This is a genomic window from Deltaproteobacteria bacterium (genome assembly GCA_009929795.1).
Classification (GTDB): domain Bacteria; phylum Desulfobacterota; class Desulfovibrionia; order Desulfovibrionales; family Desulfomicrobiaceae; genus RZZR01.
In genome coordinates this window covers 1-13,568 of the sequence record RZZR01000024.1, presented here as the reverse complement: position 1 = coordinate 13,568, position 13,568 = coordinate 1, and the positions used below count along the sequence as shown (strand labels likewise).

9 protein-coding genes are annotated in these 13,568 nt (G+C 59.9%); 6 read left to right on the top strand and 3 right to left on the bottom strand.

Annotated features, from left to right (window positions below; translation table 11 throughout):
* Positions 1-81 precede the first annotated feature (81 nt).
* On the bottom strand, positions 82-2,511 hold the full coding sequence (locus EOM25_04455) for a diguanylate cyclase (GenBank protein ID NCC24444.1): 2,430 nt from the start codon (positions 2,509-2,511) through the stop codon (positions 82-84).
* A gap of 103 nt (positions 2,512-2,614) precedes the next feature.
* Between EOM25_04455 and EOM25_04450 the strand changes: the two genes are divergently transcribed.
* The 6 genes from EOM25_04450 to EOM25_04425 all read left to right on the top strand — a co-directional run bounded on the left by EOM25_04450 (position 2,615) and on the right by EOM25_04425 (position 12,942).
* Positions 2,615-3,238, top strand: coding sequence for an MBL fold metallo-hydrolase (locus EOM25_04450; protein NCC24443.1), 624 nt, complete (start codon positions 2,615-2,617; stop codon positions 3,236-3,238).
* 25 nt (positions 3,239-3,263) lie between these two features.
* On the top strand, positions 3,264-3,818 hold the full coding sequence (locus EOM25_04445) for a LemA family protein (GenBank protein ID NCC24442.1): 555 nt from the start codon (positions 3,264-3,266) through the stop codon (positions 3,816-3,818).
* Positions 3,802-5,742, top strand: coding sequence for a DUF2207 domain-containing protein (locus EOM25_04440; protein ID NCC24441.1), 1,941 nt, complete (start codon positions 3,802-3,804; stop codon positions 5,740-5,742). Before EOM25_04445 ends, EOM25_04440 begins: the two co-directional genes overlap by 17 nt.
* Positions 5,743-5,775: 33 nt before the next feature.
* Positions 5,776-8,898, top strand: coding sequence for a DNA helicase UvrD (locus EOM25_04435; protein NCC24440.1), 3,123 nt, complete (start codon positions 5,776-5,778; stop codon positions 8,896-8,898).
* A gap of 475 nt (positions 8,899-9,373) precedes the next feature.
* On the top strand, positions 9,374-10,399 hold the full coding sequence (locus EOM25_04430) for a phosphoesterase (protein NCC24439.1): 1,026 nt from the start codon (positions 9,374-9,376) through the stop codon (positions 10,397-10,399).
* Complete coding sequence (locus EOM25_04425; GenBank protein NCC24438.1) at positions 10,396-12,942, top strand: DNA polymerase I; 2,547 nt, start codon at positions 10,396-10,398, stop codon at positions 12,940-12,942. The genes EOM25_04430 and EOM25_04425 overlap by 4 nt, the downstream gene beginning before the upstream one ends.
* A gap of 6 nt (positions 12,943-12,948) precedes the next feature.
* On the opposite strand, the gene EOM25_04420 is transcribed toward EOM25_04425, so the two are convergent.
* Complete coding sequence (locus EOM25_04420) at positions 12,949-13,437, bottom strand: PDZ domain-containing protein (protein ID NCC24437.1); 489 nt, start codon at positions 13,435-13,437, stop codon at positions 12,949-12,951.
* Positions 13,317-13,568 (bottom strand): hypothetical protein (locus tag EOM25_04415; protein ID NCC24436.1); only part of this gene is annotated, 252 nt, incomplete at its 5' end. The genes EOM25_04420 and EOM25_04415, both read right to left, overlap by 121 nt.

The window sequence follows — 13,568 nt, the reverse complement described above, 5'->3', positions numbered from 1 at the left end:
GTCGGTGCTGGTTGTTTTAGGGGTTTTCATGAGTCGATCGGCCCTGGATGCGCAAGATGTTCGGGGCCGTTTTGTTTCAATCTATCCGAGACTGTCAGCTCTGGATCGGGCCTGAGCCGCTTCGCCGGTCCGGCCCTGGGTATCGAGACTTCGGGCCAGCTCGTCCCAATAGGCAACCTTCCCCGGATTCAGATACACGCTTTGCCGGGCAAAGGATTCGGCCATTTCAGGATCGTCACCACGGTCGAGATAGATGCGGGCCAAAAGGTGCAGTGAAGCCGCATCCATGGGGTTGGCCACCACCGCGGCATGCAGGTGAGATCGGGCCTTTTCTGTTTTTCCCTCCTTTAGGGCCAAGCGTCCGAGATGGCGATGGGCCACGCGTTCGTCAAGCTCTCCGGCCCGCCTGTAGTGACTTTCTGCCAAAACGGTGTCACCGCCCTGTTCGGCCATCTGACCGAGGCGGAGAATGGCGTAGATATGCCGCGGATCAAGGTTTAGGCATCGGCGAAACGAGAGTTGGGCCTCCTCCAGATCTCCGAGACGAAGGCAGGTGCATCCGAGGTTGTAGAGGGCCATGAGGTTCTCGGCATCGCGACCGAGAATACCGGCGAATCGGGATCTGGCTTCGGAAAGGCGCCCCAGACGGGCCAGACAGATCCCCAGTGAGTTGGCGGCCAGGATATTGTCTTCGTTGGCGGCCAGGGCCAACTTGTATTCCTCCATGGCCAGGAACAGGTCTCCCCGGGCGAAATAGCGGTCGGCACTGATGGTCAGAGTGGTACTGTCGAACGCGGCTATGCGGGGAGCTTCGAGAAGGAATGCGTGCTCCAAGGCCTTGCGGACGTTCTCGACCAGATCCGAGCGTGCGAAGGACAAAAAAGGGAATCCAGCGCAACCGATCGTCAGCCCGGCCTGATGACGTTCAGAAGCGGCAAAGACAAAGTCCCGTGCCAGATTGGAGACCTTTCGGAGCTCCGCAGGAACGAAAAGGATCATCCCGTCCTGACAATACCGGCCTCCAAGAAGGCCCTTGCCGTATATTTCCACGGCCAACCGGTGGAGTGACTCTACAAGGCCTTCCAGGGCCGATGGCTGCTGGAGGCGGGGGTCCAGTGCAGGGTTATCGAGGCGGACCAGCATCAAAGTGCAGGTCTCTGTCCTTTCCCGGGAACGGGTCCATTTTTCCAGAAAACCACGATACGTGAACAGGCCGGTCAGGGTGTCTCTTCCAGGCAGGAGGATTCGGGCGGTGTCTTCGCATACGGCAGGAAAACCGGTCTCATGCTCGTCCTGGAGGGTCAGGTGGTCACCCGGGCCCACAGGCCAGGAGGGGTCGGTCAAGGTCAAGAGTTCGGCAATGGAGATTTCGTCCTGAACCTCGATAATCGAGATCTCGGCCTTGGGCATGGACGGGTAGCGGCCCACAACCCGGTTTTGACCGTCGCGGATGAGTTCGGTGTCGGTGCCACCGGCCGAGGACCAGACCAGGAATCGTTGACCCTCTCGAACATCCACGCTGCGTCCGAGGTTGACGACGAGTCGGCCAAGAGGCAGTGTTTCAAGGATGAGGCCGCCTTCAGTCAGGATGCGGGGAAAGGCCAGGACACCGGATCCGCTTTGAGCCCTGGCCGCGGCGACGGTCCGACAAGCCTTGTACAGAATCGACCGAGTCTGCTCCCGAACGGGATGCCTGAGCTGTCTGCCGGTGAGATCCTGGGGATAGCAGGTCACCCCGATGCTGGCCGAGACGGTGACAGGTTCGCCGGACAAGGGATATTCGATGCGCAAACGACCAATGTTTTCCCGGATCTCTTCGGCCAGGACCAAAGCCTTGCCCGGGGACGCCTGAGGCCAGAGGACAGTGAATGTGTCTTTTTCCAAGCGGGCTGGGGTGGCCTGGACCGGGATGCAGGTCAGAAGGGATTCGGCGACGCCGGCCAGAATTCTGTCGCCGAATGCGTGCCCGTAGGTGGTGTTCAGGGGGCGAAAGCGGTTGAGGTTCACTGCCAGAAGGGCGAAGGATGCGCTGAATCCGGACATGGAACAATCGGTTCCCGCTGCGGATCCTGGCAGGATGCAGTCCAGAATGTGCCTGATTTCCCCGGCGACGAGTTCCTGGAAGTAATGGGCGTTGGTCAGACCGGTCAGGGGATCGGTCTGGGCCTGGCGGATGAGGGCGACGCGTTCCAGGAGAAGGTCGGCCAAGGCCGGAAGAACGGGCAGGATAGGCCTTGCCCGGTCGGGCTGGACGCCGTCGAGGGCCATGACGGCCATGAGTCGGCGACCGACCGCAAGGGGGATGTGAAGGACTTCGCCTTCGAGGATGGGCGCCCGGGGTGATCCGTCCCGGTCGAGAAAGCCTTCAGAAACCGCCCTGGGGAAGTGGAGAGACGTCGATGTGTGGGGGACGAAGGCAGCGAATCCGTCGCGGAGGAGAGCCTCGTGCCGGACGATATGCTCCCGGCGCAGAGTCTGGATGCCGCATGAGGGCGGTGGCTGATTGGTCATGGGACGTGTCCTTGCCTTATCTCGGCCCTCTTGTCTACAATCCCTGAAAGGTCAGAGCATTGCGCCCAAGATCTGCTCGGAAGTACGGAGGACGATGAGAATCATGGCAGAAATTCAGACTTTCCAGCTTGGACCTCTCGAGACGAATGCCTACCTGATTTTGAACGACGGGCGAGCTGTGGTCATCGATCCCGGAGGAGAGCCCGAGGTATTGGTTGAGGCCCTGGGAAATACGGTTCTTGAGGCAATCGTGAATACCCATCTGCATTTCGACCATATCCAGGGCAATGCGGGACTGCAGAGGGCCACCAAGGCTCCCATCTTGGCCAGCAACGACGATGCCGATCTGCTCGAGAGTGAGCTGGGCGGCGGTGGCCTCTGGGGTCTCCCGCGTACTGAGCCCTTCGCCTTCGAGCCCCTGAATGCGGGAACATGGAACTGGGCCGGACTGGACTGTCGTGTCATGCACACCCCCGGCCATTCGTCGGGAAGCCATTCCCTATACTTCCCGGAGTTGAAAGCAGTTTTTTGCGGTGATCTATTGTTCTACCGATCTGTGGGGCGGACCGATTTTCCGGGAGGGAGCCTCAACGTGCTGGAGCGTTCAGTCCGGGAAAATATTTTTACCCTGCCGGAGGACACGGTGATCTATCCCGGCCACGGGCCGGAGACATCGGTCGGAGATGAAATGCGGCACAATCCTTTTTTGAGCGATTTTCGCCCATGACGAACCCGGAGGAAGGAGGAGTACCATGAGCGTCTGGATTTGGACCAGCCTGGCGGTTTTATTGGCCCTCTGGGCCGTCGGGCTATACAACCGTTTGGTCCGATTGAAAAATGTCGTCAAGGAGGCCTGGAGCGGTATTGACGTGCAACTTCGGCGCAGACACAACCTGATCCCCAACCTGGTCAAGACCGTGGAGCGCTATGCCAGCCACGAAAAGACCACGCTGGAACAGGTCACCGGGCTCAGGGCCAAGAGCATGGGCGCTCAGGGCATGGGAGAGCGAGGAGAACTGGAATCGCGTCTGGGCATGAGCCTGGCCAATATCCTGGCCGTGGCCGAAAATTATCCGCAACTCAAGGCCGACTCCAATTTTCGGGAACTTCAGGCAGAGCTGTCCGGCCTTGAGGAGCAGATTCAGCTGGCTAGGCGGTATTACAACGGCACGGCCCGAGACTACAACGTGCAGGTCGAGTCCTTTCCCAGCAATCTGGTTGCCAGGGCTTTCGGATTCACCACGGTCGAGTATTTTGAACTGGACGATCCGGCGGCGAGACAGGTCCCCGATGTCAATTTTCACTGATTTCAAATGTCGGACGATGCGGCTCCTGCCGCTTCTGGCTGCTCTTGTTCTGGCAATCCCCTTTTCGGCCTCGGCCGGGGAGGAGATCCTCTCCTTTGTCAGCCATATCGAAATCGAAACCGACGGCAGCCTAGCCGTCCGTGAGGAGATCACGGTCCGTGCCCTGGGGAGGGAGATACGGCGAGGGATCTACCGGGATTTTCCGACCGTCTATCAGGACCGCTATGGGAATCGGGTTCGAGTCGGCTTCGATCTCGTTTCGACGGCCATGGACGGCGACCCGGTCCGCCACCGACAGGAGCGTCTTGACAATGGAGTTCGTATCTATCTGGGAGATCCGGACGTCATGGTGCCTGTCGGCGAGCACACCTATGTCATTGAGTATAGGACCACCCGACAGCTGGGATTCTTCGAGAATCACGACGAGCTTTATTGGAACGTGACCGGGACGGATTGGAATTTCCCCATCCTCAAGGCTGTGGCCAGGGTCCATTTGCCCCAAGGGGCGGACGTGGCAAGTCTTCCCCTGCCGCCAGATGCTTATACCGGTCCCTTCGGAGCCAAGGGCCGGGACTGGGAGGTTTCTTTTCCCGAAAGAGATACGGTGGAGTTTCGAAGTACGGCGGTTCTTTCGGCTAGGTCCGGGCTGACCATTGCCGTGGCCTGGCCCAAGGGCCTGGTGACCGAGCCGAGCGAGTCCGAGAAGCTGGGCTACATAGTCCGGGACAACCTTGGGGCTTTCGCGGCTCTGTTCGGCGTCGGACTCGTGTTCCTCTACTATATGGCCGTCTGGATCAAGGTCGGGCGGGATCCGGAGAAGGGGACCATCATCCCCAGATTCGAGCCTCCCAAAGGGATGAGTCCGGCTGGATGCCGATACCTGATTCGGATGGGTTACGACGACAAGACGTTTGCCGTGGCCGTGGTCGACGCGGCAGTCAAGGGCGGACTGCGTATCGAGCAAAGCGGCCGAAGGTATAGCCTGCACCAGGTCGATGCCAACGCCAAGGGCCTGAGCAGAGGCGAGCAGAGTCTGATGGCCCAGCTATTTCGGGGGGCGAAAACGGTCGAGGTCAAACAGGACAACCACGTCCGGCTGCAGAGCTCGGTCGCGGCCTTGAAGAAGACCCTGGCCGGAGAGTTCGACAAGGCCTATTTTGCCAAGAATCGCGGACTGCTCGTTCCAGGGGTCGCCCTGTCGGCTCTGACTCTTATGGGTTCGGCCCTTTTGGGTTCCCGGCCAGCGGAAGGCGGTTTTATTACCCTGTGGTTGACCATCTGGATGGGAGGGACCGTTCCCCTGCTGGTCAGCGCCTTTCGGTCCTGGAGGGCTTTTCTGGGGACACGGTCCATATGGGGCATGTTTCCGGCCATGGGGCAGACGCTCTTCGCCTTGCCATTCGCCATTGGGTCGTTGGCCGGTCTCGGTTTCTTCGTCTGGGCCGCCGGATGGATATCGGCTTTGGCCTTGTTGGTCATCGTCAGCCTCAACTGGTTGTTCTTCGACCTCATCAAGGCTCCGACCAGGGCCGGGCGGACGACCATGGACGAAATCGAGGGCTTTAAGCTCTATCTGGAAACGGCCGAGGAGGGCCGTCTGAATTTTCTTCATCCTCCGGATCGAACCCCGGAGCTGTTCGAAAAATTTCTGCCCTACGCCATGGCCCTGGACGTTGAGAACCGCTGGGCGGCTTCCTTTGAGCAGATTCTGGCCAAAGCCGGGGAGGGAGAGGGCTACAGCCCGACCTGGTACAGCGGACGGTCCTGGGCCACCGTGGGGGCGGGAGCCTTTTCTTCGGCCCTGGGTGGTTCCCTGGCCGGGGCCGTGGCCTCCTCGTCCAAGGCTCCTGGATCGAGTTCGGGCATGGGGGGCGGAGGTTCGTCTGGCGGCGGAGGTGGAGGCGGCGGCGGAGGCGGCTGGTAGGCCGCCATGTATTTGACGGAGAACGGAACCAACATGCGTGTTTTTCTGGCCGATCTGCATATCCACTCGCGGTTCTCCAGGGCCACGAGCAAGAAGCTGACCTTCAGGAACCTGGCTGCCTGGGGAAGTCTCAAGGGCATCGACCTCCTGGCCACCGGGGATTTCACCCATCCTGCTTGGTTTTCAGCCATCCGCGAGGAGCTGGTGCCCGAGGAAGGCGGAATCTTCCGTCTCAAGGAGAGTGGAGCCCTGGGGAAGGAGATCCCCGGGGCGCCGGCAAGGCTGCCCTGTCGGACAAAATTCATTTTGGGTACCGAGATCAGCTTAATCTACAAGCGGTTGGGCAAAGTCCGCAAGGTTCACAACCTCGTGTTCATGCCAAGTGTTGACAGCGCCGAGCGATTCAACCGCCGTTTGGAACAGGTCGGCAATCTTGCCTCGGACGGTCGGCCCATTCTCGGGCTCGATTCCCATGATCTTCTGGAGATGGTCTTAGAGACAGATCCAGGGGCCTGTCTCATTCCGGCCCATGTCTGGACGCCTTGGTTTTCCCTGTTCGGGTCCAAATCGGGATTCGATCGCATTGAAGACTGCTTCGGAGATCTTGCCGGAGAGATTTTCGCTCTTGAGACTGGGCTGTCCTCGGATCCGGACATGAACTGGCTACTGAGCGCCCTGGACCGATTTCGGCTCATCTCCAACTCCGACGCCCACAGCGGCGAGAATCTCGGACGCGAGGTGAATATTTTCGCCGGGGAAATGGACTACCACGGCATTTTTCGGGCATTGAAGGGGCTGACTTCGGCCACGGAGTTCAGGGGCACGGTGGAGTTTTTTCCCGAGGAGGGGAAGTATCATCTCGACGGTCACCGGAAGTGCAACGTGGTCCTTGAACCGAGACAAACCAGGCAGCGGGCCGGGCTGTGTCCGGTTTGCGGCGGCCCGCTGACCGTGGGAGTCTTGAGCCGGGTCCAGGAATTGGCTGATCGTTCCGCGCCCCGCAGACCCGAGGGTCATCCGGGTTTCGTGTCACTCATCCCCCTCCCGGAGCTAGTGGCCGAGACCCTTGGGGTGGGGCCCAAATCCAAGAAGGTCCGGGCCCAGTACCTGGATCTCGTGGCCGGATTTGGTTCCGAAATGGACATTCTTCGTCGGGTACCGCCGGAGGACATCCGGACGGCGTCACCGCTTCTGGCCGAGGCCGTTCGCCGGATGCGAGCCGGCGAGGTCCATCGAAAGCCGGGTTTTGACGGCGAATATGGGGTCATCTCAGCCTTCACGCCCCAGGAGCGGGAGGTATTTCTCAAAGGTCGGCGGTTGCCCGGACTGATTCCAGGACCGAAAAGGACCCGGAAAGTGGTTGAAGAAACCGACGTCGGACTTCCGGACCCCGGCCCCGGAGGCCTTCCCATATTGAAGGCCGAACCCGACGAAGACCAGATCAGAGCCGTAAAGGCCGGACCGGGGCCAGTACTGGTTCTGGCTGGCCCTGGAACGGGCAAGACCTTCACTCTCGTCCATCGGGTCCGGCATCTTCTTGAGGCGGGGCAGAACCCTGAGGGCATGCTTGTTTTGACCTTCACCCGAAGGGCAGCCGGCGAGCTTCGGGATCGTCTGGCGGCAGTGGGTCCTAAGACAGAAGCTTTGAAGGCAGACACGGTTCACGCCCTGGCCTTCGGAGTATGGTCGGAACTTCTCGGTCAGGCACCGGTTCTGCTTGGAGAAGAGGACGCAAGGCGGACCTTCGCCTTGGCCAATCCGGAACTCGGACGGCGGGAGCGCAAGGTTCTGTGGCAGGAACTGAGCCTGGCCAGGGAAAGACGGGAGGACATGGGGGCGAGCCCTGAGGTCAGGGCCTATGCCGACCGAAAAGCCGTCCTCAACCTCGTGGACTACACGGATCTCCTGGAGTTTTGGATCCAGCAGATTGATAGTGGAAACTATACCAAACGTTTCGACCATGTCCTGGTGGACGAGGTTCAGGACATGTCAAGGCTTCAGCTCGAGCTACTTCAAAGGCTTTTGGCTTCTTCCGGAGACGGACTCTTCGCCATCGGCGATCCTCGGCAAAGCATTTATGGGTTTCGAGGGGCCGAACCCGAGGTAGACAAAACTCTCCGGTCTTTTTGGCCGGAATTGGAGACCGTGTCCCTTTCGTCCAGTCATCGTTCGGGACAGACCATCCTGGATCTTGGCGGGGCGCTGTTTCCCCATGGCCCGAGGCTTCGATCGGCCCGATTACAAGAGGACACCGGCCAGGCCATCATGTTCACGGCCGTCAACGCGGCCCAGGAGTCGGCCTGGATCGGGGAGAAGATTTTGGCCTTGCTCGGGGGAACAGCCCATTGGCAGGCAGATCAGAACGCAGGCGAAGGATTGGGCCCTGGGGATATCGCCGTGCTGGTCCGGCTTTGGCAGATGGTCCCCTCTCTGCGGGCCACCCTGGACAAGATGGGTATTCCCTGCTCCGTGCCCGGGACTGATCTGTTTTTTCACGACCCCCGGGTGGCGGCCATCATCGACGAAGGCCGACGAGTGTTGGGGCTTGGCGGAGCCGAGGGCGAGGAGCGCCAGTCTCAGATCGAGTCACTTTGTCCGGACGCCACGGTGGTGGCCGGGCCTCTGGTCATGGCCGATTCTCTGGCTGGAGATCCCCGTTTCCCCGACGTTTTTTTCAAGAGCCGCCCCTTCCGGGACCTAGCCGCACTGTATGCCGAGCGTTCAGGATGGGCCGGAGTGCTTCGGGAGGTCGCTCTGCAAAGCGAACTGGAGGCCGTACGGCAAAAGAGCCAAAAGGTTCAGATCATGACCCTGCATGCGGCCAAGGGCCTTGAATTCGAAGCTGTTTTTCTGCCGGGTCTGGAGGATGGCCTGATTCCCCTGGCCGACCTCGAGATGCTTACAGGCCAGAAGGAGGCTGGCGCAGACCCCAAGGGAGGAGATGTGGAGGAAGAGCGGCGGCTTTTTTACGTGGGGCTGACAAGGGCCGCGAATCGGCTGTATCTCAGCCGGGCCCTGGAACGAAAGCTTTATGGTCGGGCCATGCGCCTTCCGGAGTCGCGGTTTCTGGGGGAATTACCCGAAAACCTGGTGCGTCTGCGTAAGGCCAAAGCCCATGTCCAGATTAGACAAAAGGCCTTGAAAATGGATTTCTGAAGGCCGTCAGCCGATCCAGATCCGGTAAAAATATTTCTCGTAGATGGTGCAGGCCCTCATGGCTGGCCCACCCCTGACTCCGATTCCGCGCAGTCGGCAATAAACGTGGAGCGGGTTCAGGTGGTGCTGCAAAAAGCCTCGAAATAGTCTCATGGTTTCATCCCGGAAAAAAATTCTTTCCTGCCCAAGTTCAAGCAAGGAGTGAGCCGAACCTGAATTTCGGCCGCCTTAAGTCAGACTGAGCAAAAGAGCAAGTCATTATCCAATGCCGAACGGCTCAAACGTCCGAAATTGGCTCCGCCAAGGGAGCGGACCTTTCGGTTGCATCTCTGCCACTGAGCTCGCTGGACTTGCCTAAGAGGTTGCCCTAGAGAAGCCGAACGTATCGGACGGTTTTCCAGGAGGACATTGCCCCCGGGCGATGCGGACATCTTTCACTCGAACGGGTCCGTCGTCGGAAACGGACAGGAACTTTATGGCATATTTCAGAAATCTCGGGCCGAAACTGGACAGACTTTTGGATCTGTTGCGCAAGGAGGACCGTTGGCTGATCCTCATGAACGCAGATCCGGACGCCCTGGCCTCATCTTTGGCCCTCAAGCGTATTTTGGCCCGGCGGGTATCGGCTGTGGGTCTGGCCCATGTCAACGAGATCTCTAGGCCCGACAATCTGGCCATGATCCGCCTATTGCGCATTCCAACCAAGAAGCTAACGCCGCCTCTTGCGGCACAGTACGATCGGTACGCCCTGGTGGACTCGCAGCCCCATCACCATTCCGATTTCGCTGGGCTCAAGTTCTCGGTGGTTATCGACCATCATCCCCTGGCCAAGGAGAACCCTGTGGAGGCCGATTTTGTGGACATCAAGCCCGAATACGGCTCCAACAGCTCGTTGATGACCGAATATCTCTACAACTTGGGCCTGAGGCCCGGAAAACTCCTGGCTACGGCCCTGGTCTACGGAATTAAAACCGATACCCAGAGCTTCGAGCGGGGCTTCTGCGATGTAGACATCAAGGCCTTTCGGTATTTGACCAAGTTCTACAGCCAACCTTTGCTGCACAAGATCCTCCGCAGCGAGTTCAAGCTCGAGTGGCTGAAGTATTTTTCCCAGGCCTTCCGCAAGATGCGGGTCCTGGGCCAGGGGTTGACGGCCTTCATGGGCCGGGTCGATTCTCCGGACATCCTGGTCATCCTGGCTGATTTTTTTCTCCGGGTTCATGGCTTGTCCTGGACCATCATCAGCGGAATTTTCAACGACAACTTGGTCATTATCCTGCGGGGGGATGGTCTGCGGCGGGACATGGGCAAATTCGCCAAACTCCTTTTCGGCGACGTAGGTTCGGCCGGGGGGCACAGGTCCATGGCCCGGGCCGAGGTTCCCATGGCCCGCATCGCCACCCTCCACCCCCAGCATTTCGTCCTTGAGCGATTGAACAAGAAGAATTGCATCGGGCCGAAGAAGGCGGCCAGTGATTCCGAGAACGGGGAGGAGGCGTGAGCCAGGCCTCCCTGCGGTCTCGGCTGGGTCTCAAGGGGCGGCCCCTCTATCTCGTGGACGGGAATTCCTTCATCTATCGCGGTTTCTACGCCTACCCGGACCTCAGACGCTCGGACGGGTTTCCGACCAGCGCAGCCTTCATGATCCTCCGGCTGTTGATCAAAATCCTGCAGCAGGAACAGCCGGATTTCATGGCCTTTGTCGTTGACGGGCCCGGACCGACTTTTCGGCACGAACTTTTTGATGGCTACAAGGCGGGACGGGCCAAGGTACCCGAGGATCTGGCCGCCCAAAGGGACATCATCAAAATCGGTGTCGGACTTCTGGGCGTACCCATGCTGGAGGCGACAGGCGGGGCCGAGGCTGATGACTATATCGCCAGTCTGTGTCGGCGGTTCAAGGATGACGGCCCGGTGGTCATCGTTGGCACGGACAAGGACTTGCGCCAATGCCTAGATGCGAACGTGGTCATGTGGGATCCTTCCCAAAAGTCCGAGAAGATTTTGACCTTGGACGATTTTGACAGTCAGGAAGGCCTGAAGCCCGACCAATGGCCGGATTATCAGGCTTTGGTGGGGGACTCGGCGGACGACATCCCGGGTATTCCCAAGGTCGGACCTAAGACAGCCAAGCTTTTGATGGCCAAGTTTCCCGACCTCGAGGCCCTGTCGGCGGGGATGCATCTCTTGTCAGAAAAGGAACGGGCCAAGTACGGGCCGCATCTTGAATCGGTTATGCTCTACCGGGAGCTGACCAGGCTCAGGACCGATTTCTGCCAGGATGTGACGCTGGAGGATCTTCGGATCAAGGACAGCGACGACCAGTCCGTTCGGGGCTTTCTCCAGGAGTTCGAATTTCGTCAGGTTACCAAAGAATACGACGAGTGGCAGGGGACCAAGCCTCCAAGGCAGAAGTTCCGCCCCGTTTCGGACGCGAAAGTGGTGGACGATCCGGCTGAAGGTTTGGCCGGAACCGAGGTCGGCCTGGTGCCCAGGGGTGAAGGGTGGGTGCTGGGGAGCGAAGGCCGGGAAGTGGAGTATCGGGGGCCGGTGGAGCGGCTGGCCAGGGCCCTGGCTTCGACCCGGGCGGTTGTCCCGTCCCTCATGGACCTTTTGCGCACCTCCAGGGACTGGGAGATGGTTCCCATGGAGAACTGGTTCGATCTGAGTCTGGCAGCCTACCTTCTGAATCCGGAGGCCAGGAACTACGAATGGTCGAGACTTCGCCGGTCCGTGGAGGACGTGGAGATCCTGGGGCAGGAGTCACTGGAAGCCCTGGCTCTGGCCCGTCAGTACCGGGAGCGGTTGGATCGTTCCGGATTGACGAGACTGATGATCGACCTGGAACGGCCCCTGACCGCTGTGCTGGCCAGAATGGAACAGTCCGGAGTCGGCCTTGATCTGGAGGCCTTTGAAGTCTTCCTCGGGGAGGTCAAAGCACGTCTTGAGGAACTCACCGCTGAAATCCACGCCCAGGCCGGTGAAAATTTCAACATCCGTTCAAGCCAGCAATTGTCCGAGATTCTGTTCGACCGTCTGGGGCTAGATTCCAGAAGCAAGACGCCAGGCGGGGCATTGTCCACATCGAGCCAGGTTCTGGAAAATCTTCGGGGTCGGCATCCGGTGGTGGATTTGATTCTCGAATTCAGGATGCTCGAAAAGCTTAGATCTACCTATCTTGATCCCCTGCCCCAAATGGTGGACGGTCAAGGCCGGGTCCACTCCCATTTCAACCAGTTGGCCACGGCCACGGGAAGGCTCTCCAGCAGCGGACCCAATCTCCAAAACATCCCCATCCGGGGAGAGTTTGGCGGGCGAATGCGGTCCTGTTTCGTGGCCGGGCCGGGAATGATCCTGGCCGGGGCCGACTATTCCCAGATCGAACTTCGCCTTCTGGCCCATCTTTCCGGGGATGGCGAGCTCATGGACGCCTTTTCTCGTCAAGAGGACATCCATACGAGAACGGCGGCCCTGCTCTTCGACAAGCCCCAGGCCGACGTCTCGCCTGGGGAGCGCCGTCGGGCCAAGACGGTCAATTTCGGGCTGCTCTACGGCATGGGGCCGCTGAAGCTCGGCCGGGAGCTTGGCATCACCACGGGCCAGGCCAAGGATTTCATTGAGCTCTATTTTCGCAAGCTGACCGGGGTGAAGGCCTTCTACGACCGGGTGGAGACCGAGGCCAAGGTCCAGGGGTTCGTGGCGACCATCGCCGGAAGGCGCAGGCTTCTGCCGGACATCAATTCCCGCAACAACAATCTCGCCCAGCAGGCCAGGCGCATGGCCATCAACACAGTGGTCCAGGGGTCGGCCGCCGACATCATCAAGATGGCCATGCTGGCCGTGGACCGGGACGAATCCCTGAACACCATGGGGGCTCGGCTCATTCTGCAGGTCCACGACGAACTTCTCCTGGAGGTGCCCGAGGCCAATGGCGAAGAGGCCGGGCAGAGGCTGTCGGAGATCATGACCGGGGTCCAATCACTGGCAGTGCCCCTGGTGGCCGAATGGGGATCGGGGCGGACTTGGGCCGAGGCCCACGGCTGAATTGGATCAGTCCAGCGTGCATCCTCCTGGTGGACAGATGACCACACCGGTGTCGATATAGATGCCGAGCTTGCCCTTTCCCGCCCAGATGGTTCGCTTTTCCCCCTCCCGATAGAGGACGATGGGCACTTGGTCCCGCCCGGTGTTGGCCACGGCGGTCATCAGATCCTGGACCTTGCGGACCCGGACCCGGTTGTAGCCGATGATCAAGTCGTCTTCGAGGAGGCCGGCCTTTTCGGCCTGGCTTCCGGCCAGGACCTGGAGGACGAGAATCCCGGACTCGGCCCTGATGACGGACTCGGCCGAGGCCATGGAGCACAGGACAGCCAGGGAGAACATCATCCCCCATATCCATTTCCAGATCGTTGCGACCATCAGTAGGCGGCCCCGGCCACGACGAGGTTGACGAATTCCTGGACGGCCTGGATTCCCGATTTCAGTTCCCGCATTTCCATCTTGGGCAGTTGGTAGGGTCGAATCCAGCTCGGGCCGCATTCCAGGTTCGAATTTTTAAGACCGGCCTGGAGACGGCGCATTTGGACGAATTCCCATATGGACTCGAGTCTTCGGGCCAGGCGGTCGTCGATGTGGCGTAGCCGGGCCAGGGAAGCGACGCGGTCCAGCGT

Coding starts and splice junctions, on each gene's coding strand:
- EOM25_04450 (NCC24443.1), top strand. CDS start 2,615: ATGGCAGAAATTCAGACTTTCCAGCTTGGACCTCTCGAGACGAATGCC.
- EOM25_04435 (NCC24440.1), top strand. CDS start 5,776: ATGCGTGTTTTTCTGGCCGATCTGCATATCCACTCGCGGTTCTCCAGG.
- EOM25_04430 (NCC24439.1), top strand. CDS start 9,374: ATGGCATATTTCAGAAATCTCGGGCCGAAACTGGACAGACTTTTGGAT.
- EOM25_04455 (NCC24444.1), bottom strand. CDS start 2,511: ATGACCAATCAGCCACCGCCCTCATGCGGCATCCAGACTCTGCGCCGG.
- EOM25_04440 (NCC24441.1), top strand. CDS start 3,802: ATGTCAATTTTCACTGATTTCAAATGTCGGACGATGCGGCTCCTGCCG.
- EOM25_04420 (NCC24437.1), bottom strand. CDS start 13,437: ATGCGGCCCGAGCTGGATTCGACCCTACCAACTGCCCAAGATGGAAAT.
- EOM25_04445 (NCC24442.1), top strand. CDS start 3,264: ATGAGCGTCTGGATTTGGACCAGCCTGGCGGTTTTATTGGCCCTCTGG.